Origin of the sequence: Streptomyces carpinensis, assembly GCF_002154505.1 — a bacterium.
Classification (GTDB): Bacteria; Actinomycetota; Actinomycetes; order Streptomycetales; family Streptomycetaceae; genus Streptomyces; species Streptomyces carpinensis.
In genome coordinates this window covers 17,056-43,259 of sequence record NZ_MUBM01000095.1, presented here as the reverse complement: position 1 = coordinate 43,259, position 26,204 = coordinate 17,056, and the positions used below count along the sequence as shown (strand labels likewise).

The 26,204-nt window shown below is 72.5% G+C and carries 23 protein-coding genes, 2 pseudogenes and 1 riboswitch; of the genes and pseudogenes, 16 read left to right on the top strand and 9 right to left on the bottom strand.

What is annotated here, in order from left to right:
* Positions 1 to 52: 52 nt before the first annotated feature.
* Positions 53 to 158: riboswitch (SAM riboswitch) on the top strand.
* 33 nt (positions 159 to 191) lie between these two features.
* From BZY54_RS52215 to BZY54_RS14320, 12 genes and pseudogenes are all read left to right on the top strand, one after another.
* Positions 192 to 341, top strand: a complete 150-nt coding sequence (locus BZY54_RS52215) for a hypothetical protein (RefSeq protein WP_208640649.1) — start codon at positions 192 to 194, stop codon at positions 339 to 341.
* Positions 342 to 528: 187 nt separating this feature from the next.
* Entirely contained in the window at positions 529 to 1,557 is a 1,029-nt protein-coding gene (locus BZY54_RS14365; protein ID WP_086725566.1) for an amino acid ABC transporter permease, read from the top strand.
* Positions 1,554 to 2,348 (top strand): amino acid ABC transporter ATP-binding protein, encoded by a 795-nt coding sequence (locus BZY54_RS14360; RefSeq protein ID WP_086725565.1) that lies wholly within the window; start codon positions 1,554 to 1,556, stop codon positions 2,346 to 2,348. The genes BZY54_RS14365 and BZY54_RS14360 overlap by 4 nt, the downstream gene beginning before the upstream one ends.
* A gap of 73 nt (positions 2,349 to 2,421) precedes the next feature.
* Positions 2,422 to 3,444, top strand: coding sequence for an ABC transporter substrate-binding protein (locus tag BZY54_RS14355; RefSeq protein WP_086725564.1), 1,023 nt, complete (start codon positions 2,422 to 2,424; stop codon positions 3,442 to 3,444).
* A 69-nt stretch (positions 3,445 to 3,513) separates the two neighbouring features.
* Positions 3,514 to 3,993 (top strand): annotated as a pseudogene (locus BZY54_RS14350) (GNAT family N-acetyltransferase); the annotation flags it as partial.
* Positions 3,945 to 4,085, top strand: a complete 141-nt coding sequence (locus BZY54_RS55425; RefSeq protein WP_425276280.1) for a putative leader peptide — start codon at positions 3,945 to 3,947, stop codon at positions 4,083 to 4,085. The pseudogene BZY54_RS14350 and the gene BZY54_RS55425, both read left to right, overlap by 49 nt.
* A gap of 133 nt (positions 4,086 to 4,218) precedes the next feature.
* Positions 4,219 to 5,427 carry an LLM class flavin-dependent oxidoreductase gene (locus BZY54_RS14345; protein WP_086725563.1) on the top strand — a complete coding sequence of 403 codons (1,209 nt, stop codon included), beginning with the start codon at positions 4,219 to 4,221 and terminating at the stop codon, positions 5,425 to 5,427.
* Positions 5,428 to 5,446: 19 nt separating this feature from the next.
* Complete coding sequence (locus BZY54_RS14340) at positions 5,447 to 6,820, top strand: NtaA/DmoA family FMN-dependent monooxygenase (protein ID WP_086725562.1); 1,374 nt, start codon at positions 5,447 to 5,449, stop codon at positions 6,818 to 6,820.
* The gene (locus tag BZY54_RS14335; protein WP_086725561.1) at positions 6,817 to 7,914 is read left to right on the top strand and encodes an LLM class flavin-dependent oxidoreductase; all 1,098 of its coding nucleotides are present in this window, start codon (positions 6,817 to 6,819) and stop codon (positions 7,912 to 7,914) included. Before BZY54_RS14340 ends, BZY54_RS14335 begins: the two co-directional genes overlap by 4 nt.
* A gap of 10 nt (positions 7,915 to 7,924) precedes the next feature.
* On the top strand, positions 7,925 to 9,055 hold the full coding sequence (locus BZY54_RS14330) for an MsnO8 family LLM class oxidoreductase (RefSeq protein ID WP_086725560.1): 1,131 nt from the start codon (positions 7,925 to 7,927) through the stop codon (positions 9,053 to 9,055).
* A 70-nt stretch (positions 9,056 to 9,125) separates the two neighbouring features.
* The gene (locus BZY54_RS14325; protein WP_086725559.1) at positions 9,126 to 9,602 is read left to right on the top strand and encodes a WYL domain-containing protein; all 477 of its coding nucleotides are present in this window, start codon (positions 9,126 to 9,128) and stop codon (positions 9,600 to 9,602) included.
* Positions 9,599 to 10,057, top strand: coding sequence for a GNAT family N-acetyltransferase (locus BZY54_RS14320; protein WP_086725558.1), 459 nt, complete (start codon positions 9,599 to 9,601; stop codon positions 10,055 to 10,057). Before BZY54_RS14325 ends, BZY54_RS14320 begins: the two co-directional genes overlap by 4 nt.
* 173 nt (positions 10,058 to 10,230) lie before the next feature.
* Here BZY54_RS14320 and BZY54_RS14315 read toward each other — a convergent pair whose 3' ends face one another.
* Entirely contained in the window at positions 10,231 to 12,795 is a 2,565-nt protein-coding gene (locus tag BZY54_RS14315) for a CHAT domain-containing protein (protein ID WP_244217159.1), read from the bottom strand.
* A gap of 163 nt (positions 12,796 to 12,958) precedes the next feature.
* Here BZY54_RS14315 and BZY54_RS14310 point away from each other — a divergent pair, with 163 nt between their 5' ends.
* The 3 genes from BZY54_RS14310 (at position 12,959) to BZY54_RS14300 (ending at position 15,542) form a co-directional block, all read left to right on the top strand.
* A complete protein-coding gene (locus tag BZY54_RS14310; RefSeq protein WP_086725556.1) occupies positions 12,959 to 14,395 on the top strand; it encodes a S8/S53 family peptidase in 1,437 nt (478 codons plus the stop codon).
* A gap of 80 nt (positions 14,396 to 14,475) precedes the next feature.
* The gene (locus BZY54_RS14305) at positions 14,476 to 15,051 is read left to right on the top strand and encodes an RNA polymerase sigma factor (protein ID WP_086725579.1); all 576 of its coding nucleotides are present in this window, start codon (positions 14,476 to 14,478) and stop codon (positions 15,049 to 15,051) included.
* Positions 15,048 to 15,542, top strand: coding sequence for a hypothetical protein (locus BZY54_RS14300; protein ID WP_425276279.1), 495 nt, complete (start codon positions 15,048 to 15,050; stop codon positions 15,540 to 15,542). The genes BZY54_RS14305 and BZY54_RS14300 overlap by 4 nt, the downstream gene beginning before the upstream one ends.
* Before the next feature lie 15 nt (positions 15,543 to 15,557).
* Here the strand turns inward: BZY54_RS14300 and BZY54_RS14295 are convergent, their stop codons facing one another.
* The 8 genes and pseudogenes from BZY54_RS14295 to BZY54_RS14260 all read right to left on the bottom strand — a co-directional run bounded on the left by BZY54_RS14295 (position 15,558) and on the right by BZY54_RS14260 (position 23,810).
* Positions 15,558 to 16,859 carry a cytochrome P450 gene (locus BZY54_RS14295; RefSeq protein WP_086725555.1) on the bottom strand — a complete coding sequence of 434 codons (1,302 nt, stop codon included), beginning with the start codon at positions 16,857 to 16,859 and terminating at the stop codon, positions 15,558 to 15,560.
* 57 nt (positions 16,860 to 16,916) lie between these two features.
* Entirely contained in the window at positions 16,917 to 17,720 is an 804-nt protein-coding gene (locus tag BZY54_RS14290) for an N-formylglutamate amidohydrolase (RefSeq protein WP_086725554.1), read from the bottom strand.
* Between the two features lie 134 nt (positions 17,721 to 17,854).
* Positions 17,855 to 20,074: an NADP-dependent isocitrate dehydrogenase gene (locus tag BZY54_RS14285; RefSeq protein ID WP_086725553.1), complete on the bottom strand. Its 2,220-nt coding sequence runs from the start codon at positions 20,072 to 20,074 to the stop codon at positions 17,855 to 17,857.
* Between the two features lie 124 nt (positions 20,075 to 20,198).
* Positions 20,199 to 20,600, bottom strand: coding sequence for a DUF4186 domain-containing protein (locus BZY54_RS14280; protein ID WP_086725577.1), 402 nt, complete (start codon positions 20,598 to 20,600; stop codon positions 20,199 to 20,201).
* Between the two features lie 81 nt (positions 20,601 to 20,681).
* Positions 20,682 to 21,773 carry a mechanosensitive ion channel family protein gene (locus BZY54_RS14275; RefSeq protein ID WP_086725576.1) on the bottom strand — a complete coding sequence of 364 codons (1,092 nt, stop codon included), beginning with the start codon at positions 21,771 to 21,773 and terminating at the stop codon, positions 20,682 to 20,684.
* 198 nt (positions 21,774 to 21,971) lie between these two features.
* Positions 21,972 to 22,282 (bottom strand): annotated as a pseudogene (locus BZY54_RS14270) (amino acid permease); the annotation flags it as partial.
* A 205-nt stretch (positions 22,283 to 22,487) separates the two neighbouring features.
* On the bottom strand, positions 22,488 to 23,252 hold the full coding sequence (locus BZY54_RS14265) for a crotonase/enoyl-CoA hydratase family protein (protein ID WP_086725552.1): 765 nt from the start codon (positions 23,250 to 23,252) through the stop codon (positions 22,488 to 22,490).
* Between the two features lie 39 nt (positions 23,253 to 23,291).
* A complete protein-coding gene (locus tag BZY54_RS14260; protein WP_158103867.1) occupies positions 23,292 to 23,810 on the bottom strand; it encodes an aldehyde dehydrogenase family protein in 519 nt (172 codons plus the stop codon).
* A 182-nt stretch (positions 23,811 to 23,992) separates the two neighbouring features.
* Between BZY54_RS14260 and BZY54_RS14255 the strand changes: the two genes are divergently transcribed.
* Positions 23,993 to 25,900, top strand: a complete 1,908-nt coding sequence (locus tag BZY54_RS14255; protein WP_208640650.1) for an ABC transporter ATP-binding protein — start codon at positions 23,993 to 23,995, stop codon at positions 25,898 to 25,900.
* Positions 25,901 to 26,204: the final 304 nt, after the last annotated feature.

The window sequence follows — 26,204 nt, the reverse complement described above, 5'->3', positions numbered from 1 at the left end:
TGGGACGTCATTGACATCGACCGGGCCAACTGACTTACTTACGGCTCAGAACGGTCATGAGCGTCAGCGACAAGCCCTGGCTGGCTGACCGGCAACCCTCGCACCGCGGTGGGGTGCCCCAGGTGACGACCGGACCGGATGATCGGTAAGCGCGAGGCCCCACGGGGCCGGAACAGTGACGGGTGACGGACATGGACGCAGCTCGCAGGACGGCGGTACGCCGCTCCCCGCGCCGCGTACAGCCGCACGCGCAGCTCCTCGTCGCCGACCGCGCCGTCGATCTGCTCCGCGTCAACAGCGCACTGTGTACCGCGCCCGGCTGTAGCCGGCTCCAGGGCTGACGGCTTCCCGCAGCCCCGCCCGCGCATCCGACGAACACCGCCGAGCGGTGTGCCGTTGTCCGCCCACCTCCCGGTACCGTGCGCCCCGTGATGCCGCACCGTACCGGCAGAGCCTCCTCGCCTGCCGGCACGGTGCTGCGCGACGTCGCCGCGGCCGAGGGGTGTCCGAACCTTCTCGGAGCCCGCCATGAGTGAATCGCCGGGGACAGCCGTGTCCCTCGACGCCTCGAAAACGACCACTGACAGTCTGTCAACTCCACTTGAGTTGCCAGACGTTGATACAGCGCCGCAACGGAGCGAACCTCTCGCCGCCCAGCGGGTCCTGCCACTGCGCCGGCCCGGCCGCTGGATCGCCACCGCGGTCGTGCTGGTCGTCGTCGCCCAGATCGTCCACGGCCTGATCACCAACTCCTTCTACCAATGGGACCGCTTCGCCTACTGGTTCTTCCGGCCGACCATCCTCGACGGGCTCGGCATCACTCTCGAAGTGACCGCCCTCAGCGCGGTCCTGGGCCTTCTCGGCGGCATCGTGATCGCCCTGGGCCGGCTGTCCAGGAGTCCGGTGCTGCGCGCCGTCAGCTGGACCTATGTGTGGGCGTTGCGCTCCATACCGCTGATCGTGGTGCTCATCTTCCTCTACAACTTCAGCGCCCTGTACAAGACGCTCAGCGTCGGCGTCCCCTTCGGGCCCGCCTTCTTCAGCTTCGACGAGTCGCGGCTCGCCACCGACATGGTGGTCGCCGTCATCGGCCTCAGTCTCAACGAGGCCGCGTACGCGGCGGAGGTGGTCCGCGGCGGCATCCTCTCCGTCGACCAGGGCCAGCACGAGGCGGCCGCCGCGCTGGGCCTGCCCAAGGGCTACCAGTTCCGGAAGATCGTCCTTCCGCAGGCGCTGCGCTCCATCACCCCGAACTACGTCAACCAGCTCATCGGCCTGATCAAGAGCACCTCGCTGGTCTTCTACGTCTCCCTGTTCGACCTGTTCGGCGCCGCCCAGACCATGGGCAGCACGTATCCCGGCGACATCGTCCCGCTGCTGCTGGTCGTCACCGTCTGGTACCTGATCCTCACCAGCATCGTGTCCGTCGTGCAGTTCTACGTCGAGCGGTACTACGCCAGGGGCGCCACCCGCTCCCTGCCGCCGACGCCGTTGCAGAAACTCCGGGCCGGTCTGAGCGACCTGCGGACCCGCATCCGCAGGGAGGCCGCCGTATGACCATCGAGACCCTGGAAAGCCTCGAGACCGCCTCGGCCGCGGTCGAGGTGCACGACGTGCACAAGTGGTACGGCACCCACCGGGTACTGAACGGCATCGACCTGACCGTCCGGCCGGGCGAGGTCACCGTGATCATCGGCCCCTCCGGCTCCGGCAAGTCCACCCTGCTGCGGGTCGTCAACCACCTGGAGAAGCCCGAGATCGGCTACGTCAGCGTCAACGGCGAACTGATCGGCTTGCGACGACAGGGCGACCGGCTGAAGGAGCTGAGCGAGCGCGCCATCCTGACCCAGCGCAGCCGGATCGGCTTCGTCTTCCAGAACTTCAACCTCTTCCCGCACCTGACCGTGCTGGACAACGTGGCCGCCGCCCCGGTGGCGACCGGGAAGCTCGGCAAGGCCGCGGCCCAGGAGCTCGCCCGCGAACTGCTGGAACGGGTCGGGCTCGCCGACAAGGCGACCGCCTACCCACGGCAGTTGTCGGGCGGGCAGCAGCAGCGTGTGGCCATCGCCCGCGCCCTCGCCCTGCGGCCCGGCATCATCCTCTTCGACGAGCCCACCTCGGCCCTCGACCCCGAACTCGTCGGCGAGGTCCTCGCCGTCATCAGGGACCTGGCGAGAAGCGGCACCACCCTGGTGATCGTCACCCACGAGATCGGTTTCGCCCGTGAGATCGCCGACCGGGTCGTCTTCATCGACGGCGGCAAGATCGTCGAGCAGGGCCCGCCCGCCGAGGTCCTGGACAAGCCGCAGCACGAGCGGACCAGGGACTTCCTCAGCAAGGTCCTGTGACCCGGCCGGTGCCGGGCACCACGACTCCCCCCCACGCCATCCTCGACACCCTTCCTGAACGACAAGGACAGCCATGCCTACCCACATGTCCCGACGCAGCCTGACACGCGGCATCACCGCGGCGACCGCCGTCGCCACCCTCGCCACCGGGCTCGCCGCCTGCGGGGGTGACAGCGACGCCGCCACCACGACCGACGCCGCCGGCACGGTCACCGTGGGCCGGCTGTCCAACGCCGCGGCCACCGAGACCACGCTGAAGGTGTCGGAGGTGAAGTCCATCAGGGCCGAACTGCCCGACGCCGTCAAGAAGAGCGGCAAGCTGGTGATCGGATCCGGCACGCTGCCGTCCGGCAGCCCGCCGCTCGGCTTCGTGGGCAGCGACCAGAAGACGCTCACGGGCTCCGAGCCCGACCTCGGGCGCCTGGTGGCCGCCGTATTCGGTCTAAAGCCCGAGGAGCGACGGTCGACCTGGGAGAACCTGTTCATAGGCCTCGACAGCGGAAAGGTCGACGTGGCCTTCTCCAACGTCACCGACACCGAGGAGCGCAAGAAGAAGTACGAGTTCGCCTCCTACCGGAAGGACGACCTGGCCCTCGAGGTGAAGAAGGACAGCGCCTGGAACTTCGACGGCGACTACGAGAACCTCGCCGGCAGGACGGTCTCCGTCGGCAACGGCACCAACCAGGAGAAGATCCTCCTGGAGTGGAAGGCGAAGCTGGCCAAGGAGGGCAAGAAGCCCCTCACGGTCAAGTACTTCCAGGACACCAACAGCACCTACCTGGCGCTGAGCAGCGGCAAGATCGACGCGTACTTCGGCCCCAACCCGAACCTCGCGTACCACGCGGCGAAGACCGCCGGCACCCCCCAGGCGACCCGTATCGCGGGCCAGTTCTCCGGTGCCGGGGAGAGGCTCCAGGGTCTGATCGCCGCGACCGCCAAGAAGGACAGCGGCCTCGCCAAGCCCCTCGCCGACGCCATCAACTACCTGATCAAGAACGGTCAGTACGGCAAGTGGCTCAAGGCCTGGAACCTGTCCGGCGAGGCCGTCGCCGAGTCCGAGGTCAACCCGCCCGGTCTGCCGCTCGACAACTCCTGACGACCAGCCACATCACTCGACTCCGCACGCACATCCGACTGAGAGAGGACACCGCCTCCGTGGCCCATCCCCGCCCCCAAGGCAGTACGGCTCGGCCGCGCCGACGTCCCCGAGATCCTGGACCTGGTCGCCCGTACCAGGCCGGGCCCCTTCCTGAAGCGGACCGTCGAGATGGGCACCTATCTCGGCATCCGGCACGAGGGACGGTTGATCGCCATGGCCGGTGAGCGGCTGCGGCTGCCCGGGTGGACGGAGATCAGCGCCGTCTGCACCGACCCCGAGCACCGGGGCCGGGGCCTGGCCACCCGGCTGGTGCGCGCGGTCGCGGCGGGAATCCGGGACCGCGGGGACACACCGTTCCTGCACGCCGCCGCGGAGAACACGCGGGCGATCCGGCTGTACGAGTCGATCGGCTTCACCCTGCGTCGCCGCTCGGCCATCCGCCAGGTCCGCGCGCCCGGAACAGACGGCGCGGCCGACGCGTTCCGAGTTGTGAGGAGATGTGTACGGCGCGCCGCACGGTCCGACGCGCCCGACGGACGGAGGTGACGGACGTGACCCGCCTACTCCACGCCGTCCGCCTCCACTCCCGGCCCCACATCGACCTCCAGCGCGTGGCCGGCGCGCTCTGTCGTTCCTGACCCTCTCTCCCGGCGCCGGCTGTCGCTCCCGACCCGTTCCGGCGCCGCCCGGTGGAACCCCTGCTGCGCCGCCGCCCACCCCTGTGCCGTGGGCAGGCGATCCCGTACGGACCTGAAGGAAGGCACCCCTCCCGTGTCCTCATCCGTCTCTGACTCCCTGCACCTCGCCGTCGCCCTGGACGGCACCGGCTGGCACCCTGCCTCCTGGCGGGAGCCGGTGTCCCGGTCCAAGGACCTGTTCACCGCCCGATACTGGGCCGACCTGGTCGCCGAGGCCGAACGCGGCCTGCTCGACCTCGTGACCATCGAGGACGGTCTCGGCCTGCAGTCCTCCCACTACGGCGAGCCGGACGGCCGCACCGACCAGGTCCGCGGACGCCTGGACGCCGTACTGATCGCGTCCCGGATCGCGCCGCTCACCCAGCACATCGGCCTGGTGCCGACCGTGATCGCCACCCACACCGAGCCGTTCCACATCTCCAAGGCGATCGCCACCCTCGACTATGTGAGCACCGGCCGCGCGGGCCTGCGGGTGCAGCTCACCGCCCGCCCGCACGAGGCCGACCACTTCGGCCGCCGCACCTTCGCCCCGCTGAGCCTGGAGGAACTCCGGACCCCGGCCGGACAGGAGCGGGTCACCGAACTCTTCGACGAGGCCGCGGAATACGTCGAGGTGGTCCGGCGGCTGTGGGACAGCTGGGAGGACGACGCGGAGATCCGGGACGTGGCCACCGGCCGCTTCATCGACCGCGACAAGCTGCACTACATCGACTTCGAGGGCAGGTTCTTCAGCGTCAAGGGCCCGTCCATCACGCCCCGCCCGCCGCAGGGCCGGCCGATCGTCAGCGCCCTCGCCCACCAGACCGTGCCGTACCGGCTGGTGGCCCGCCAGGCCGACATCGGGTACGTCACCCCGCACGACACCGACCAGGCCCGCGCGATCGTCGCCGAGATCCGCGCCGAGCAGGAGGCGGCCGGCCGCGCCGACGAGCCCCTGCACGTCTTCGGCGACCTCGTCGTCTTCCTCGACGACGACGCCTCCGCCGCGGCGGCCCGCCGGGAACGCCTCGACGAGCTCTCCGGTGAGCCGTACACCAGCGACGCCCGCGTCTTCACCGGCACGCCCGGCCAGCTCGCCGATCTGCTCCAGGAGTTGCAGGCCGGCGGACTGACCGGCTTCCGGCTCCGCCCCGCCGTCCTCGGGCACGACCTGCCGGCGATCACCCAGGGCCTGGTCCCCGAACTCCAGCGCCGCGGCGCCTTCCGGCGTGCCTACGAGGCCGACTCCCTGCGCGGACTGCTCGGGCTCGCCCGCCCCGCCAACCGTTACGCCGCCGCCTGAGCCGGAGGGACCCACGACCATGAGCAAACCGCAGAAGCAGATCCACCTGGCCGCCCACTTCCCGGGAGTGAACAACACCACCGTCTGGAGCGACCCGGCTGCCGGCAGCCACATCGAGTTCGACTCCTTCGTCCGCTTCGCGCAGACCGCCGAACGCGCCAAGTTCGACTTCCTCTTCCTCGCCGAGGGACTCCGGCTGCGCGAACAGGGCGGGAAGATCTACGACCTGGACGTCGTCGGCCGCCCCGACACCTTCACCGTCCTCGCCGCGCTGGCCGCCGTCACCGACCGCCTCGGACTGACCGGCACCATCAACTCCACCTTCAACGAGCCCTACGAGGTCGCCCGCCAGTTCGCCAGCCTCGACCACCTCTCCGGCGGCCGCTCCGCGTGGAACGTCGTCACCTCCTGGGACGCCTTCACCGGCGAGAACTTCCGCCGCGGCGGCTTCCTGCCGCAGGAGGAGCGCTACTCGCGCGCCAAGGAGTTCCTCGCCACGGCGAACGAACTCTTCGACTCCTGGCAGGGGGACGAGATCGTCGCCGACCAGGCCACAGGCACCTTCCTGCGCGACGCCAAGGCCGGCGCCTTCGTCCACCAGGGCCGGCACTTCGACATCCACGGACAGTTCAACGTGCCGCGCTCGCCGCAGGGCCGACCGGTGATCTTCCAGGCCGGCGACTCCGAGGAGGGCCGGGAGTTCGCCGCGTCCAGTGCCGACGCCATCTTCAGCCGCTACTCCACCCTGAAGGAGGGCCAAACCTTCTACACCGACGTCAAGGCCCGCCTGGCCAAGTACGGCCGCCGGCACGACCAGCTGCTGATCCTGCCCGCCGCCACCTTCGTCCTCGGCGACACCGACGCCGAGGCGGCCGAGCTGGCCCGCCAGGTGCGCCGGCAGCAGGTCAGCGGCGCGACCGCCATCAAGCACCTGGAGTTCGTCTGGAACCGCGACCTGTCCGCGTACGACCCGGAGGGGCCGCTGCCCGACATCGACCCGGACGTCAGCGACGAGCACATCTCCAAGGGCCGCGCCCAGGTGCGCATGTACCGTGACCCGTTGGCCGTCGCCCGCGAGTGGCGCGAGCTCGCCGCCGCGAACAACTGGTCCATCCGCGACCTGGTGATCAACACCGGCAACCGGCAGACCTTCGTCGGCTCCCCGGCGACCGTCGCGAAGACCATCAACGACTTCGTGCAGGCCGACGCGTCCGACGGCTTCATCCTGGTCCCGCACATCACCCCGGGCGGCCTCGACCCCTTCGCCGACCGGGTGGTCCCCCTCCTTCAGGAACAGGGCGTCTTCCGCGCCGACTACAAGGGCACCACCCTGCGCGACCACCTCGGCCTCACGCACCCGGACGAGGTGCGCGAGGAGCGGGTGGCGTCGTGAAGTTCCTCGCCATCACCCTGATCGTGCACCGCCCGGACCCGGTCACGGGCGTCTGGAAGCCGACACAGGACCGCTTCCGCGAGGTCCTCGACAACGCGCTGCTCGCCGAGGAGCTGGGCTTCGACGGGTTCGGCGTGGGGGAGCGGCACGAGCGGCCGTTCATCTCCTCCTCCCCGACGGTCGTGCTCAGCCACATCGCCGCCCTCACCCGGCGCATCCGGCTGTTCACCGCCGTCACCACCCTCAGCCTGCTGGACCCCGTGCGCGCCTACGAGGACTACGCCACGCTGGACCATCTGGCGGGCGGACGGCTGGAGCTGATCATCGGCAAGGGCAACGGCGCCGCCCAGCGCGAGCTGTTCCACGTCACACCCGAGGACCAGTGGGACCGCAACGCCGAGAGCTACGAGGTGTTCCGGCAGATCTGGCGGCAGGACAGGGTGACCGCCGACACCCGCTTCCGTCCGCCGCTGAAGGACGCCGAGGTCTGGCCGCGGCCCTATCAGCAGCCGATCCGGGTCTGGCACGGCAGCGCCACCAGCAAGGAGAGCGTCGACCTCGCCGCCCGCTACGGCGACCCGCTGTTCTCGGCGAACGTCACCAACCCCATCGAGCCGTACGCGCGGTTGATCCGCTACTACCGCGAACGCTGGGAGCACCACGGCCACGACCCGGCCGACGTCGCGGTCGGCGCCGGCTCGGCGGGCACCTACGTGGCCCGTACGACGCAGGAGGCGCTCGCCGCCTACCGCCCGATCTTCGAGAGCAACCTGGCGTTCCAGCGGAGGGCGGGCCTGCCGGTGGTCTTCGAGACCCTGGAGGACTTCGTCGAGCGCAGCTCCGCGCTGATCGGCAGCCCGCAGCAGGTGCTGGAGAAGGTGCACCGCTACCACGAGCAGTTCGGCCACACCGTACTGCACGTGCAGGCCGACGCGAGCGGGCTCACCGACACCCGGCACCGGGACTCGCTGGAGCTGTTCCAGAGCGAGGTAGCGCCCGTGCTGCGCCGCGAGATCCCGGATCCGCCGTTCGACTGGGGCCCGGTGTTCGCGAAGCCGGCGCCCGTATCCGCACCCACTCCCCTCGACCGCTGAGGAGCCCATCATGTCCTCCGACATCCCCCTCGGCGTCCTCGACCTGGCCCCGATACCGTCCGGGTCCACGGCGGGCGACGCCCTGCGCAACTCCATGGACCTGGCCCAGCAGGCCGAACGCCTCGGCTACGCCCGCTACTGGTTCGCCGAACACCACCTCAACCCGGGCGTCGCCGGTACCTCCCCGGCGGTCGTCCTCGCCCTGACAGCCGCCGCGACCTCGACGATCCGTCTCGGCTCCGGGGCCGTCCAACTCGGCCACCGCACCGCGCTGTCCACGGTGGAGGAATTCGGCCTGATCGACGCACTGCACCCCGGCCGCCTCGACCTCGGCCTCGGCCGCTCGGGAGGCCGCCCGCCGGCCGGGAAGGCGGCCGCGCCGCCGACCGCCACCCCGGTCGTCGACGGCCGGGCCCCGAACGGCCTGCTGATCCCGCCCCCCTTCTCCTTCGAGCGCATCCTCGGCTCACCCCGGATCGCCCTGCAGCGCAAGCTGCTCACGCTGCCGGGCGCCGAGTCGCAGGACTACGCCGAGCAGATCGACGACATCCTCGCCCTGCTGGCCGGCACCTACCGCTCCCCTGAGGGCGTGCAGGCGCACGTCGTGCCGGGCGAGGGCGCCGACGTCGAGGTGTGGATCCTGGGCAGCAGCGGCGGCACCAGCGCCGAGGTCGCGGGCGCCCGGGGCCTGCGCTTCGCGGCGAACTACCACGTCAGCCCCGCCACGGTCCTGGACGCGGTGGAGGGCTACCGGTCGTACTTCCAGCCGTCGGAGTTCCTCGACAAGCCGCACGTCAGCGTCTCCGCGGACGTGGTCGTCGCCGAGGACGACGAGACGGCACGCGAACTGGCCACCGGCTACGGCCTGTGGGTGCGCAGCATCCGCACGGCCGAGGGCGCGATCCAGTTCCCGACGCCGGAGGAGGCCCGCGCCCACACCTGGAGCGACGAGGACCGGGCGTTGGTCCAGGACCGCGTCGACACCCAGTTCGTGGGCTCTCCCGGCCGGGTCGCCGCCCAACTGGAGCAGCTCCAGGAGGCCACTGGAGCCGACGAGTTGCTCATCACCACCATCACCCACGACCACGCGGACCGGGTGCGCTCCTACGAGCTGCTGGCCGAGGAGTGGCACCGCAGGTGAACCGACCCGGGGCGGGCGGTCGGAATCACTCCTTCCGGTCGAGCGGGTGCGGAAAGGACGTGACCGCCCGATGAGAGCCGACCGGCCGCTGTCCCTGCTGCTCCACCTGCGGGCCGTCTCCGGCGGGCGGCCCACTGGAACGGGTCAGGCTGGGCGACGCGCTCGCGCAGGCGCGGCGGAAGCGCCCGGCCTCGCTGCCCGCGGAGGGGCGGGACCGTACGAAGGCGATTTCGGGCTGGCCGGTTTCTGGGCGCGCTGGACCGCGGAGTTTGAGGCGAGCCTCGGCCAGCTCCCGGTCACCGTACAGCTCATCGACGCCGCGCTCGCCGTGCTGCCCGAGATCCTCGGCGACACGACGGCCGCCACCCGCCCGGACCCGGAACGCGGCCGGCACGGGCTGGTGCCGCACTTCGACTCACCGCTCGCTGCGAGACGGCGGCTGCTCGGCTTCGGACCGGACGCGGGGGTTCTCGAACGAGCCGACATCCGGCGGCAATCGGCCGATGCCGCACGCCGCGCGGCGGCCCGTTACGGTCCTCTGCCATGATCGGACGCATGCCGCTCGCCGTCCTCCCCGCCACCGTCACCGATCTCGACCAGGTCCTGCGGGACCACTCCCGCTTCTGGGGCGACCGCGACCTCCGGGCGCTCCACCAGCCGGTCCTGGTGCAGCAGTTCGGCTCGACGTGCCGGGTCGCCCGCGCGGAGGACGGCATCCGCGGCTACCTCATCGGCTTCGTGACCCCGGACCGCACGGGATACGTCCACCTCATCGCCACCCGCGACGACGCCCGCGGCACCGGCCTCGGCCGCCGCCTGTGGACGGCGTTCACCGAGGCCGCCCGAGCCCGGGGCGCCGTTCGTCTGAAGGCCATCACCTCGGTCACCAACGAGGGCTCCATCGCCTTCCACCGCAGCCTCGGCTTCGACGCCCGCGTCGTGGACGACTACAACGGCCCCGGCCGCCCCATGGTCGTCTTCGCCCGATCCCTGCTGCCGTGAGCAGCGAGTCCCGCGCCGCCGCTGCCAGGGGGCGCGTACCCCGGCCCTGTCGGGACCTGCTGGACCGGGTGGCCCGACCGGTGGGCGCCAGGGGCGGCGGCCCGGCCGCTATGACCGCCCGGTCCGCTGCCCCGGGGCCGGTCTCGCGCCGGGTTGAAGGCCGGGGCCCGGTCTCACGCCGCACCGAACGCCGAGAACGCCCACCCCGTGGCCTGGTGCGTCGCGTCGCCCGGCAGAGCGGCCCGCGCGTCGCGCAGGGCCTCGGCCAGGGACAGGCCGGCGCCGAGCGCCTTGTGCAGCGCGAGCATCAACGGCACCACCGCCTCGTCGTTGACGGGCGCGCTGCACGCCACCACCCCGGCCGTCCCCAGCGGCAGCAGCGCGGTGACCAGGCCGAGGAGCTCGTCGGCTCCGACGGAGGCGAGCCGCGCGGTGTCGCAGCAGGAGAGGATGATCCGGTACGGGCTGCGGTCCAGGCGTTCGAAGTCGTGCACCACGATCGGGCCGTCCGCCATCGTCAGCGACGAGAACAGGGGACTGTCCGCGCGGAAGGCACCGTGCGCGGCGATGTGCGCGAGCGCGGCCCCGTCCAGCTCCCGCAGCACACGCGACACATGTGCTTCGGCCCCCTCCAGCACGGTCGGCGCACCGTACCGGCGGGCCAGCTCCGGCACCTCCGCGCCGCCGGTCGCCAGCCCGGGGCCGCGCACCAGCACCTGGCGTGACCGGGGCGGCGGTTCGGTCTCCCGGGCGCGCAGCCAGCTGCTCGCCGACGGCGACACACTCAGCACCCGTTCCCGCAGCGCCGGCAGCAGCGCCCACGGCACCCGGTGCAGCGAGCCCGGCGGTACCACCACGACGGGTCCCGTGCCCAGGTACCCGGCGGCCGGACCGAGCAGCAGCTCCTGGAGGCGCCGCCCGGCCGCCTCCACCAGCGGCAGCCGGGCCGCCGCGCCCGGATGGGCGAGCCGCCGCAGCCCCGCCTGCACGTGATCGGCCTCGACCACCGCGTCCGCGAGCCGCCCCGCCTCGAAGCGCCGCACCCGCCCCTCGGCGCACAGCAGCACGTGCACCCGGCCGTCCAGCACGGCCAGTTCGACCAGCCGCGCGTCCCCGAGCCGCTCCAGCAGCCGGCCCGGCTCGAAGCGGTCGCCGCCGCCCGGGGCCGCACCGCGCAGATGCAGGGTGCGGGAGCGGATCTCCCGTTCCAGGCGACGCTGTTCCCGTTCCAGCGCCGGAACCGGATGGCCGTCCTGACGGGCCTCCTCCGCACGGGCGGCGATCTCCCGGAACGCGGTCAGGCCGCTGAGCAGCGCCGGGTCGGCGGGCGGCCGGGTGGGCGGCGCGGACAGCACGGTGGCCCGCCAGCGTTCGCTCCACATCAGCAGCCGCCGCGGCTGCCCCGAGGCGAGGGCCGACTCCTGGGCCAGTGCGGCCAGTTCGGCGCCCTGCGCGGTGGCCCGGGCACGCAACTCGGAGGCACCGAGCGTCATCCGGTGGTCGTCCAGCACGTCGAGCCCGCGCCGGCAGGCTTCCAGCACTCCGCGGCCCGAGCCCGCAGCCCGTGCCCGCAGAGCCTGCGCGGCCCATCCGGTCATCCGCGCCAGCGGCGGCCCGCCGTGCCGACTGCGCGCGGCGGCGGCCAGATGGCGCTCCGCCTCCGCCGGCCGGCCCAGGGTCAGCGCGATCCGGCCCGCCAGCAGCGACGCCTCCGGCGCGGCCGGGGAGCCGAAGGCGGCCAGCCGTTCGGCCACCGCGGCGGCGTCCGCGACGAGCCGGGCGGAGCGGCGTCCGACGGCGACCCGCGCCTCGATCAGCACCAGCCGGGCATGCGTCTCCCACCAGGCGCGCCGCTGTCCGGCGAACAGCCGCACGGCCACCGCGGCCCGCGCCATCGCCGTGTGCGGGTCGTCCGCCAGCCGCGCCGCGCGCGCCGCCGCCAGCAGCAGCTCGGCCTTGCGGGTCGACTGGCCGCCCAGCCGGTCGAGTTCGGCGATCGCCGCGTCCGCCTCGGCCAGCGCCTCCGGGGCCAGCCCGGCCGCCATCAGCACCTCGCAGCGCCGGATGTTCAGCATGAACGTGGGTGTGCCGAGCTTGGCGTACCGCTCCTCGGCCTCGTCCAGCAGTCGCAGCGCCGCCGGTATGTCACCCCGGCGGAACGCCGCCAGGCCGCGGCTCTCCACCGCGTCGGCCTTGTCGTGCTCCTGGCCGGTGGTGTCCCACAGCGCCTCCGCCGCAGTGAAGTCGGCGTCGGCCCGTTCCACCGCACCCAGTGCCAGGTGCACCGTGGCCCGCAACGTCAGCGCCCGCGCCGTCCAGATCACGTCGTCGGCCTGCCGCAGCACGGGAACGGCCCGGCGTACGTCCTCCAGGGCCTGACGGTGCCGGCCCAGCACCCACCACACGTACGCCCGCCGGTACCGGACCCGGGCCCGGGTGTGCCCCGTTCCGCGCGCCACACCCTCGTCGAACGCTGTGAGGCCTTCCCGGGTGCGTCCCGCGTGCACCAGCGCGACCCCGAGCGTGGCCAGTACGTCGGCCTCCCGGTCGGCCGAGCCCGCCCGCGCCGCCAGATCGCGTGCCCGCCGCAGATGCCGCAGGGCCGGCCGCATGTCGCCGAAGTCCCGCTGCCAGATGCCGATCACCTGGTGCGCCACCGAGGCGTGCAGCGGCGACGGACCGGCGTCCAGCAGCGCGTGCGCCCGTGCCAGCGCCTCGCCCGGGGCAGCGAACACCATCGGCAGCAGTTCCAGCACCGATTCGCTTCCCGCTGTCACCCACCGGATGGTAGTGGCACCGAAGTGACGCCGAAACCGCGTCACGGGTGTCGACGCTGTATCAATCGAGGGCCCGGCGGCTCTGACTGTACGACCATCGCCCCAAGGGGAGGACACCCACGCCATGGCACCACAGCGATTCCATGAGCAGTTCGACCAGGTCCAGCGCTCGATGCCCGACGTCCCCCTGGCGATGGGCCCGGACGACTCGGCCGAGTTCTTCTACGAGAAGGGTGTCGTCCTCGCCCGCGACGGCGAGGAGGCCCGGCTGGTCGAGGACACCGTGCGCACGCACTTCGCCGGCACGACCGGCCTGACCACCGACCACGTGCGCCGCGCGAGCCCGGAGACCAACCGCACGGGCGTCACCCGGATCCAGGTCGGCGACCCCGGACACGGCGACCGCAGCGGCGACCGTGCCGTCGCGCACGCCCTGCGCGCACTGCGCGAGCACGAGGGACGGGCCGGGCGGCGGCTGGTCAGCCGCAACCACGTGGTGTCCGTCGCGGTGAACGCCTGTCCCGGCGACGAGCCGGTGCCAGCCCCGCTCACCCAGGGCACCAACCCCGCGCCCGCCGGGACCGCCTACGACGCGGACACCGCCGTCGGCGTCCTCGTCATCGACACCGGCCTCACGCACGACTACCGCGCCGTGCCGCTGCTCGGCCACACCCAGGGCGACGAACAGGAGCGCGAGACGGACGACCAGGGCGTGCTCCAGCAGTACGTCGGCCACGGCACGTTCATCGCCGCACTCGTCGCCGCCGTCGCCCCGAACACCGACATCACGGTCCGCGGCACCCTCAGCGACGCCGGCGCCGTCCTGGAGTCCGAATTCGGGCACAAGCTCTTCGAGGCCGTCGACGAGAACGGCTGGCCCGACATCATCAGTCTCTCCGCCGGCACCTCCAACGGCCGCACCGACGGACTGCTCGGCGTGGACGCCTTCATGCGCGAACTGCGCGAGCGGGGCACCCTGCTCGTCGCCGCCGCCGGCAACAACGCCAGCGCCACCCCGTTCTGGCCCGCCGCCTATGCCGGCCTGCCCGACTACGCCGACTCCGTGCTGTCCGTCGGCGCCCTGCGCGGCGACGGCGAGTTCGGCGCCTGCTTCAGCAACCACGGCGCCTGGGTGCGGGCCTACGCCCCCGGCGAGCGGCTCACCAGCGCCCTCACCGGCTTCGGGGCCCCGGTGCCGTACGTCTACCAGCACTCCACCTACGACGCCTGCCGGTTCGGCTTCCAGTACGCCTGCACCTGCCAGTACCCGCGCCACACGGGGCTGCTGAGCGAGGCAGGCGAGAGCGGCGGAGGCAAGGCGGACCAGGTGATGTTCGAGGGGTACGCGCACTGGAGCGGAACCTCGTTCGCCACCCCCGTGGCCGCCGGCATGGTCGCCGCCCACATGACGGCGCACAAGGAGCGCAACCCGCGCGCGGCCCGCCGCCAACTCCTGGAGGCCAACACCGGGTACGCGGAGGTGCGCGGGGCGCACGTACCGGCGCTGCTCCCGCCCACCTGGCGCCCCGTGCCCGTCCTGCGCCTCGCACCGCCGGCATGAGGACCACGATGATCGTGACCGGCTCCGGAACCCTCCCTTCCACGGCGTACGATGATGTGCCGTACACGAGGGGTGAGTTCGTGGATCGTGCAGATGTCGGCGTGCTCGTCCAGTCCGCCGTCGACGGCGACGCGTCGGCCTGGAAGGCGTTGGTGGAGGGGCTGAGCCCGCTGGTGTGGTCGGTCGTGCGCGCGCACCGGCTCTCCGACGCCGACGGGCACGAGGTGTACCAGACCGTCTGGTTCCGCTTCGCCCAGCACCTGGGGCGGATCAGGGAGCCCGACAAGGCCGGATCGTGGCTGGCGAGCACCGCGCGCCACGAGTGCCTGAAGACGCTCAGGAGCCTGAGCCGGCTGACGGTGACCGACGATCCGCAGCTGCTGGACCGGATCAGCGAGGACGGCTCGCCGGAGCAGTCGCTGCTGGACTCCGAGGAGGCCGCCGCGCAGAGCGAGCGGATCCGGCGGCTGTGGCAGGAGTTCGAGCGACTCGGTGACCGCTGCCGTCAGTTGCTGCGGGTGCTGATGGCCTCGCCGCCGCCCAGCTACCAGGAGGTGTCCGCCGCGCTGGGAGTCGCCGTGGGCAGCATCGGACCTCTGCGCCAGCGCTGTCTGCGGCGCCTGCGCGCACGACTCGACGCACGGGGGACATCGTGAACGACGACGACCACATCCTCGGGGACGACCACGGCGGCGGCGCCGACGGCGCCGGCGGGTTCGACGGGGGAGTGCTGGAGGACGAGCTGCGCCGGGCCGCCGCCGTCCTGGACCCGGTACCGGACGTCCTGTGCCAACTGGCCGTCGAGGCCTACGCGCTGCACGACCTGGACGCCCGTGTCGCCGAGCTGACCTTCGACTCGCTGCTCGACGCGCTCCCGGTCAGGGGCGCCGTGGACGTGCCGCGGATGCTGACCTTCCAGGCCGGCGAGCTGACCGTGGACGTGGAGGTCTCCGGGGACGGCCTGATGGGGCAGGTGATGCCGCCGCAGCCGGCCCGGATCGAGGTGCTGAGGGGCCCTGGGCCCGGCGCCCGGCTCACGGCCGACGACCTGGGCCGCTTCACCGGCGATGCCCCGCCCACCGGCCCGTTCGCGCTGCGGCTGCGCACGGGCGGGCACGTGGTGGTCACCGAGTGGCTGCGGGCCTGACCCGGCCCGCCGTCCTCACCAGGTGACCGGAAGGGTCTGCGGACCGCGGATCATCGTCCTGCGGCGCCAGGCGACCTGGCCCGGCGGGACCGCGAGCCGCAGACCCGGCAGCCGGTCCAGCAGCGTGTCGATCAGCAGCTCGGTCTGCAGCCGGGCGAGAACGGCGCCCGTGCAGTAGTGCGGGCCGTTGCCGAAGGCCAGGTGGGGGTTGGGGTCGCGGTCGGGGTCGATCACGTCCGGGTCCAGGAAGACGGCCGGGTCGCGGTTGGCGGCCAGGTAGGAGACGTAGACGGGCTCGCCCGCGGCGATGCGCACCCCGCTCAGCTCGACGTCCTCCAGCGCGATCCGGGCCAGGCCCACGCTGCTGCGGTGCGGGATGTACCGCAGCAGCTCGTCCAGGACGGGGCCGCGCTCCGCGGGCCGCTGCCGCATCCGCGCCATCAGCTCCGGCCGGGTCAGCAGCAGGTACAGCATCTGGCCGCAGTTGTGGGTGACGGCCTCCCCGCCGATCTGCAGCGGGCCGGCCAGGCCCACCGCCTCCTCCTCGCCGATGTCACCGCGGCCCACCGCCGCACCGAGCAGGGACAGCACGTCCTGGGCGGTGCCGTCCCGGCGGGCGCGGATCGTCGCGGTGATCCACCCGTACATCCCCTCCTTGGCCCGGTCGGCGGCCTCGGCCCCGCCGGACGTGGAGATGATCTGCCGGGTCCAGGTGTGCACCTGCTCCCGGTCGGCCGCGGGCACCCCCATCACCTCGGCGACCACCGCGATCGGGAACGGCTCCAGCACCCGCTCGACCAGGTCCGCGGGCGGCCCGTCCCGCAGCATGCCGTCCACCAGCTCGTCCAGCAGCTCCTGCGCCCGGGGCCGCAGCCGCTTCATGGCGCCGACCGTGAACGCACCGGCGACCGGCTTGCGCAGCCGGTTGTGGTCGGGCTGGTCGGCCCAGGCGAGCGAGCCGGGGCGCGGCTGGAAGTGCGGGGCCATCCGGGTGACCCGGCGCCGGGTGACCTCCGTGCGGCTGAACCGCGGATCGTTCGTGATCAGCTTCACGTCGTCGTGGCGGGTGGCCAGCCACGCCCACCCGTCGCCGTGCGGCAACCGGATACGGGTGATCGGGCCCTCGCGCATCAGCTCGGTGAGCACGGGGTCGAACTCCGTGCCCTCCAGGTCGAGCGCGGGCCAGTCCCGTACCGGCGGCGGCGCCGGCCGCTCGGCGGGGGGCGGGGCCGGCCGCTCGACGGGCGACGGCGTCACCCGGGCGGGCGAGGACGGCGTCACCCCGGCGGCCGGGGGAGTGGTGATCTCCTGCGTCATACGTCAACCCTCACCGTGCCCCGGCCCGTTGTCGCGCGGGAGTGCTCCAGCCGGAGGTCAGCCGCTCAGTCCGTCGACCAGGGCGGCCAGCGCCTTGGCGAGCCGGTCGAGACCGGGGCCCGCGGGCCCGCCCGGCTCTGTCATGTACGTGTCCCGGCGGATCTCGACCATCAGGGCGGCGACGCGTGCGTCACGGCCGTAGAAGTCCAGCGGCACGTAGGTTCCGGCGAACGGGCTGTCGAGTCCGGTCCCCCCGCACGCCGCGAACGCCTCCCGGGCGAGCCGTGCCTGCTCGTCAGGGGTGTGGAAGGCGTCGGTGCCGATGCACACCGGCGGCCGGGGGCCCTCGCCGTGCAGTTCGTAGGGCAGTGCGGCGGTGGGGTAGGAGTGCACGTCGACGATGACGGCCCGTCCGGTGGCGGCGAGGCGGTCGGCGACGGCCTCGGTCATGGCCCGCGCGTACGGGCGGAAGTAGCGGGCGAGCAGCGGCTCCGGGTCGGTGCCCGCGCGACGCAGCACCTCCCGGTGCGTGGTGCGCGTGTACACCGCGCCCATGCCGGCGGATAGCATCTCCTCGCGCTCGTCCGGGAACCGCTCCGGGTCCACGACGAGCCGGGAGAGCCGGTTGACGAACCGGAACGGCCTGACGGCGGCCAGGCCCGCGGCCACCTCGGCGATCCGCGCGGTGTGGGCGTCGGTGATGTGGTCCAGCTCCTGCTCCAGTGCCGCGTCGTCCAGCACGATGTCCGCCCGGACGTCGGGCGGTATCGCCCGCGCCGAGTGCGGCACGTGCAGGATCACCGGCGAGCCGACGGCACCGGGCAGGAGTTCGAAGGACGGCGCGGTGCCGGAGTCGGGCACGGGCTGCTCCCGGGGCGTTGTCAGGGGTCGTCTTGGTGGTGCGTACGTGAGAGCGGCTCCGCCCCGGCCGGCGGTGGGCCGGTCGGGGCGGAGCCGCGCGGAGCGGGGCCGTCAGGCCCGGGCGCTCACCCGGGTCAGCTCAGGGACGCCAGGGCCTCGTTCCAGGTGGCCGACGGGCGCATGACCTCGGCGGCCTTGGCCGGGTCGGGCTGGTAGTAGCCGCCGATCTCGGCCGGCTTGCCCTGGACGGCGATCAGCTCCTCGACGATCTTCCGCTCGTTGGCGGCGAGCGTCTCGGCGAGCGGCGCGAAGGCCTTGGCCAGGTCGGCGTCGTCCGTCTGGCCGGCCAGCTCCTGCGCCCAGTACAGGGACAGGTAGAAGTGGCTGCCGCGGTTGTCGATGCCGCCGACGCGACGGGTCGGGGACTTGTCCTCGTTGAGGAAGGTCGCCGTGGCGCGGTCCAGGGCGTCGGCGAGGACCTTGGCGCGGGCGTTGCCGGTGGCCTCGGCGTACTGCTCCAGGGACGGCACCAGGGCGAAGAACTCGCCGAGGGAGTCCCAGCGCAGGTAGTTCTCCTTGACCAGCTGCTGGACGTGCTTGGGCGCGGAGCCGCCGGCGCCGGTCTCGAACAGGCCGCCGCCCGCCATCAGCGGGACCACCGACAGCATCTTGGCGCTGGTGCCCAGCTCCAGGATCGGGAACAGGTCGGTCAGGTAGTCGCGCAGCACGTTGCCGGTGACGGAGATGGTGTTCTCGCCGCGGCGGATGCGCTCCACCGACAGCTTGGTGGCCTCCTCCGGGGACAGGATCCTGATGTCCAGACCCTCGGTGTCGTGCTCCGGCAGGTACTGCTCGACCTTGGCGATCAGGTTGGCGTCGTGGGCGCGGGTGGAGTCCAGCCAGAAGACGGCCGGGTCGCCGGTGGCGCGGGCGCGGGTGACGGCCAGCTTCACCCAGTCCTTGATCGGGGCGTCCTTGGTCTGGCAGGCGCGGAAGATGTCACCGGCCGAGACGGCCTGCTCGATCACCGCGTTGCCGGCCTGGTCGACGAGGCGGACCGTGCCGGTGACCGGGATCTCGAAGGTCTTGTCGTGGCTGCCGTACTCCTCGGCCTTCTGCGCCATCAGGCCGACGTTCGGCACCGAGCCCATGGTCGACGGGTCGTAGGCGCCGTTGGCACGGCAGTCGTCGATCACGGCCTGGTAGACGCCCGCGTAGCTGGAGTCGGGCAGGACCGCGAGGGTGTCGTGCTCCTGGCCGTCCGGGCCCCACATGTGGCCGGAGGTGCGGATCATGGCCGGCATGGAGGCGTCGACGATCACGTCGGAGGGGACGTGCAGGTTGGTGATGCCCTTGTCGGAGTCGACCATGGCCAGCTCCGGGCCCTCGGCGAGCTCGGCGTCGAAGGAGGCCTTGATCTCCTCGCCGTTCGGCAGGCTCTCCAGGCCCTTGAAGATGCCGCCCAGACCGTCGTTCGGGGTCAGGCCGGCCGCGGCGAACGTCTCGGCGTACTTCGCGAACGTCTTCGGGAAGAAGGCGCGCACCACGTGACCGAAGATGATCGGGTCGGAGACCTTCATCATCGTGGCCTTCAGGTGCACGGAGAACAGCACACCCTCCTGCTTGGCGCGGGCGACCTGCGCGGTGAGGAACTCGCGCAGCGCGGCGACGCGCATCACGGAGGCGTCGACGACCTCACCGGCCTGGACCGGGACCGACTCGCGCAGCACCGTGGTGGAGCCGTCGTCGCCGATCAGCTCGATGCGCAGGGCGCCGTCCTCGGCGATGACGGCGGACTTCTCGGTGGAGCGGAAGTCGTCGACACCCATGGTCGCCACGTTCGTCCTGGACTCGGAGGTCCAGGCGCCCATGCGGTGCGGGTGGGTCTTGGCGTAGTTCTTCACCGAGGCCGGGGCGCGGCGGTCGGAGTTGCCCTCGCGCAGGACCGGGTTCACCGCGGAGCCCTTGACCTTGTCGTAGCGGGCGCGAATCTCGCGCTCCTCGTCGGTCTTGGGGTCGTCCGGGTAGTCCGGCAGCGCGTAGCCCTGGCCCTGCAGCTCGGCGACGGCGGCCTTCAGCTGCGGGATGGACGCCGAGATGTTCGGCAGCTTGATGATGTTGGCCTCGGGCGTCTTGGCCAGCTCGCCCAGCTCCGACAGCGCGTCGGGGATCCGCTGGTCCTCGTTCAGGTACTCCGGGAACACGGCGATGATGCGCCCGGCCAGCGAGATGTCACGGGTCTCCACAGCCACACCCGCCTGCGAGGCGTACGCCCGGACCACCGGCAGGAAGGAATACGTCGCCAGGGCCGGGGCCTCGTCAGTGTGTGTGTAGATGATGGTCGAGTCAGTCACCGGGTGCTCCGCTCCACGTCTGCAACATTGCTCGACATCAAGATATCTCGTGAGCGGCCCCGGCTCGACAGGGGTCCGGAGCTGGTCTCGCCGACGCGGCGGCACGACCTCCCAACACACCGGCTCAGCCGCCGGCCACCTCGCGCTCGATCCAGCGGCAGATCACGTCCACCACGTAGGCGAGCTCGGCCCGGCTCAGCTCCCGCCCCTTGGGAATGCCGTGCCACTTCTGCAGGCAGCCGCGGCAGCAGGTCGCGGTCGCGTGCTGGGCGACGAAGACGGGGTGGCCCCGGTACGGCGTCTGCTTGCCGTCCTTGTACGGCGCGGCCGGGGCCAGCCGCCGGGCGACGAGGTCCCGGGCGTGCCACCGCAAGGTGGCGGGACCCCGTAGCTCCGCGGTGACCCGGTCCCGCCCGCTCAGGTGGAACTTCGCGCGGAACGGATGCCGCGCGATCGCGTCCAGCCGCTGGTCGAGCGAGCGGGCGGCCGGGCCGGACGGCGTGGGGTACGGGTCGGGAGTCGTCATGCCGCCTTCGAGCATAGGACCGCCGCGGGCGGTCCGGGCCCGCCGGAGGGACGGTACCCGGTGTGATCCGAACGGGAGGCCCTACCCGAAGGCCGTCGTGCCCGTCCCCGCCCCGTCGCCGCTTCGCTGCTGCGGGATCACGACCGGACCCGGCTGGAGGGCCACCGTGCGGGTCGGTGCCGGGATGGAGATGCCCTCCTGGCGGTAGCGCTTGTGCAGGCGCTTGATGAACTCGTGCTTGATCCGGTACTGGTCGCTGAACTCGCCCACGCCGAGGATGACCGTGAAGCCGATCCGGGAGTCGCCGAAGGTGTGGAAGCGGATGGCGGGCTCGTGCTCCGGCAGGGCGCCGCTGATCCCGGTCATCACCTCGGCGACGACCTCCATGGTCACCCGCTCGACGTGCTCGAGATCGCTGTCGTAGCCGACCCCCACCTGCACCAGGACCGTCAGCCGTTGCTCCGGCCGGGTGAAGTTGGTCATGTTCGTCTTGGCGAGCTGCCCGTTGGGGATGACCACCAGGTTGTTGGAGAGCTGGCGGACCGTGGTCTGCCGCCAGTTGATGTCCTCCACATAACCCTCCTCGCCGGTGCTCAGCCGGATGTAGTCGCCGGGCTGGACGGTCTTGGAGGCGAGGATGTGGACGCCGGCGAAGAGGTTGGCGAGAGTGTCCTGCAGGGCGAGGGCGACCGCGAGGCCGCCCACCCCCAGTGCGGTGAGCAGCGGCGCGATGGAGATGCCGAGCGTCTGCAGCACCACCAGGAAGCCGATCGCCAGCACCAGGATCCGGGTGATGTTGACGAAGATCGTGGCCGATCCGGCGACCCCGGAGCGCGACTGCGTCACCGTCCGCACCAGTCCGGCGATCACCCGGGCCGCGGAGAGGGTGGCCACGAAGATGAGCAGCACGGTCAGGATCTGGTTCACGTGGTGCTGCACCGTACGGGTCAGGGGCAGCACCGCCGCCGCGGACGCCGCACCGCCCGCGATCGCCGCCCACGGCACCACCGTGCGCAGCGCGTCCACGATGACGTCGTCACCGCTCCAGCGGGTCCGCTTGGCGTGCTTGGCCAGCCAGCGCAGCAGCGTGCGCGACAGGAACGCCGCCGCCAGGCCCGCGGCCACGGCGATGCCGGCGAGGATGAGATCGTCCAGGGTCACGGCGCGGTTCATCATCGGTCACCTCCGGAAAGACGTACTGCGGCGCACGGGGCCGCCGACGGCCGGATGTGAAGTTGCGTCACGTTGTCACCTGCTCGATTACGGGATGTGCCAGCGCGCCGGCCGGGACCTCGGTTCCGGGGAACCGCCGTCCGGCGCGATCGCTCATCCTGCCGTATTTCGTACGGCAGTTCGTGCGGTGGCGGTCCGTCAGATGATGCCCTCGGCCGGTTCCGCCCGGTCGTTCGGTGCCGTAGGCGGCGGCGGGCGTGCCGTACGAACGCCGGGCGACGTACCGCCACACGCCGGCGAGGACCAGTACGACGGTGAGCGCCACGGACGCGTGGTTCATCGTGTCGACTGTCACCGGCGATGACTGCGGCAGGCAGAACAGCACGGTGACCTGTCCCCCCACACACCACCGCCGCCCGGCCGACCTGCCTGCTCCACCGGCCCAGGCGTCGCGGTGCCGCCGGCGCTCGGGTACCGGGCATGGCGTCGGCCGGCTGTGACCCGCACACGACCAGAGGATCGTGTCGGGAGCGCTGCCGGCCGGACGGTGCGCATCCCGAAGCCGGGTGGGACCGTCGGCCCGCCCAGGACGGCGAGCACGCCGAACGGAGGCGGCAGGACTCGACTGTGCCGAGGTGACGGCACGCCGGCCCCACCGGGCCGATCCGAGAAGCGGTCCCGGTCCATGTAGCCGGCGGATGGGCCGGGAGCGACTCAGCCCTCCGGGAGTTCGCCGTGCCGTCCCGCCCCCGCGGCGAAGCGTGCCGCACCCTCCAGGCTGTCGGACAGCACGCCCATGCCGTGCAGGAGCTCGCCCCGCATGGCCGCCTCTTCCTCCAGCCCCTCCTGGTCGAGCACCGAGGCCCGGTCGGAGCGCAGGCACCCCTGCGGGAACCGGGCGATGGAGGCGGCCAGTTCCTCCGCCTCGGCGCGAGCCCGGCCGGTGGGGACGACCCGGTTGGCCAGCCCCATGTCGTACGCCTCCCGGGCCGGGACCGGCCGCCCCGTCAGGATCATGTCCAGCGCGCGGCCGGTGCCGATCAGCCGGGGCAGCCGGACCGTGCCGCCGTCGATCAGCGGCACGCCCCACCGCCGGCAGAACACCCCGAACACGGCGTCCTCCTCCACCACCCGCAGATCGCACCACAGCGCCAGCTCCAGCCCGCCGGCCACGGCGTGCCCGGCGACCGCCGCGATCACCGGCTTCGACAGCCGCATCCGGGTCGGGCCCATCGGGCCGTCGCCGGCCTCGGCGACCCGGTTGCCCCGGTCGGTGCCGATCGCCTTCAGGTCCGCGCCCGCGCAGAACGTGCCGCCCTCCCCCCACAGGACGGCCACCCTGGCCTCCTGGTCGGCCTCGAACTCCCGGAACGCGGTGGCGAGTTCAGCGGCGGTCGGACCGTCCACCGCGTTGCGGGCCTCGGGCCGGGACAGCACGACCGTGGTGACACACCCCTGGCGTTCGACGCGCACCGGCATGGTGAAGAGCCCTTTCTCCTCGGCTTCTTCCCGACGTCGTCATCGACGGGAGAGGCGGTGTCCCCTTCGACGGGAGAGGCAGACTACCCGCTCGCGAAGTTCGCACAGTCGCTGTCCGGACTTGCGGCAGTCCGGCCCGACCGGTCCCGTCGCGAGAGTCCTCGCCCGGACCTGTGCGGCCATACAGGAGTGACCGAAGCAGCCGCAGCAGCGACCGCCCCGGCCGTGCAGGCGCGTGACCGGGCCGGCACTCACCACGCCGACCGGCTCCCGCAGCGTGTAGGTGAACGTCGCCGTCGCGGTCGGCCGGGTCGCGCCGCCCGGTTGCCTGGCCAGGCCCGCGAAGTAGCGGTAGGCCATCGCGACGAACGGCACCTCCTGCCCGGCGAAGATGATCGGCTTGCGCATGTCGACGGTCTCGCGGTACGCGATCTCCTCGGCGTCCCGCTCGATGAGATCGGCGACCGCGAGCAGGGTGCGGGCGCGCTCGTGGCCGCCCGTCGGCGACCAGGGGCCCGAGTCGAAGGCGCCTCGCGCCGCCCGTGAAAAGTAGAGCAAGGGAGTTGATCGGGGAATGACGCGGCCCGGACTCGGGCGCGACCATGAGAGAGGCCGGTTTACCGGGCCTGTCCATGGGTGTGCGGAGGCGGAACACGCCGGGATGAGGCGCCCCCCGGGTTCAGCCGTTCGCTCCCGTTGACCTCAACGTTGCTTGAGGTCCTAGGTTGGCTTCCATGAGCATGGAGACCACCGCCTGGACGCAGCTGCACAGCGTCATGTCCGCCCAGCAGGAGCGCCGTCCGTTCGCCCGCGCGACGCTGCGCCGCATCGGGGCGTTCGCCCGCCCCCACCGCCGCCGTATCGCACAGTTCGTCGCCCTCGGGGTGGTGACCGCACTGCTCGCCGTCGCCACCCCCGTGCTCGCCGGGCGCGTCGTCGACGCGATCGTGTCCCGGGGCGACCAGGGCACCGTCGTACGCCTGGCCCTGCTCATCGCGCTGATCGCGGTGGCCGAGGGTGCGCTCGGCATCCTCGGCAGACGCCTGTCGGCGACGCTCGGCGAAGGGCTCATCCTCGATCTGCGGACGGCCGTCTTCGACCATGTGCAGCGCATGCCGGTCGCGTTCTTCACCCGAACCCGCACCGGTGCCCTGGTGTCCCGGCTCAACAACGACGTGATCGGCGCCCAGCGCGCGTTCAGCAACACCCTGTCCGGGGTGGTGAGCAACATCGTCACGCTGCTGCTCACCCTCGTCGTGATGCTCACCCTGTCCTGGCAGATCACGCTGCTCGCGCTGGTCCTGCTGCCGGTGTTCGTGGTGCCCGCCCGGCGCATGGGCAGCCGGATGGCCCGCATGCAGCGGGAGGCGGCCACGCTCAACGCGGCGATGGGCACCCGGATGACGGAACGGTTCTCGGCCCCCGGCGCCACCCTCGTCAAGCTCTTCGGCCGCCCCGAGGAGGAGTCAGCGGAGTTCGCTGCCCGCGCCGTCCGGGTGCGGGACATCGGCATCCGCACGGCGACCGCGCAGTCGGCCTTCATCACCGCGCTGACCCTGGTGTCCTCGCTGGCCCTCGCCCTGGTCTACGGCCTCGGCGGCTGGTTCGCCCTGCGCGGCACCCTGGAGCCGGGCGCCGTCGTCTCGCTCGCGCTGCTGCTCACCCGGCTGTACGCGCCGCTCACCGCGCTCGCCGGGGCGCGCGTGGAGGTGATGAGCGCCCTGGTCAGCTTCGAGCGGGTCTTCGAGGTGCTCGACCTGAAGCCGCTGATCGAGGAGAAGCCGGACGCCCGCGAGGTGCCGGACGGCCCGGTCGCGGTGGAGTTCGACGGCGTCCGTTTCGGCTATCCCTCCGCCGACAAGGTCTCCCTCGCCTCACTGGAGGAGGTGGCGAGCCTCGACACCCGCGGCGGCGCCGAGGTCCTGCACGGCATCTCCTTCCGCGCCGAACCCGGACAGACCGTCGCCCTGGTCGGCTCCTCCGGCGCCGGCAAGTCCACGATCGCGCAGCTGCTCCCGCGCCTGTACGACGTCGACGAGGGTGCCGTGCGTATCGGCGGCGTCGACGTGCGCGACCTGAGCGCCACCTCCCTGCGGGCCACCCTCGGCATGGTCACCCAGGACGGCCACCTCTTCCACGACTCCGTCCGCGCCAACCTCCTGCTGGCCCGCCCCGCGGCGACCGACGAGGAGCTGTGGGACGCCCTGTGCCGGGCCCGCCTCGACGATCTCGTCCACTCCCTGCCCGACGGCCTGGACACCGTCGTCGGTGAACGCGGGTACCGGCTCTCCGGCGGGGAACGCCAGCGCATGACCATCGCCCGGCTGCTGCTGGCCCGTCAGCGGGTGGTCATCCTCGACGAGGCCACCGCCCACCTCGACAACACCTCCGAGGCCGCCGTCCAGGAGGCTCTGACCGAGGCCCTGGAGGGCCGCACCGCGGTGGTGATCGCCCACCGGCTGTCCACGGTGCGCGCCGCGGATCTCATCCTGGTCGTCGAGGCGGGCCTGATCGTCGAACGCGGCACCCACGACGAACTCCTGGCGGCCGGCGGCCGGTACGCGGAGCTGCACCGCACACAGTTCGAGCAGCAGAGGCACCACGGACTGACGGGGATCGCCGAGGGGGAGGAGGCGGCGGTGGCGTAGGCGCCGGGCGGCACGGGGAGTGGTTTACGCCGAGTGGCCGACCGGCCGACCGGGAGACCCGGAGACGGGGGGATGGGCCGACCGGGGCACCGGCGGATCAGGGGACCGGCGGACCGGGAGACTCGGAGACGGGCAGGTCGGGAGACCGGCGGACCGGGATACCCGGAGACGGGGGATGGGCAGGTTGGCGGACCGGCCGATCGGGAGACCGGCGGATCAGCGGACCGGCAGGCCGGGAGGCCGGGAGATCGGCGGACCGGGAGACCGGCTGGCCGGCGGACCAGGAGACCCGGAGATGGGCGGA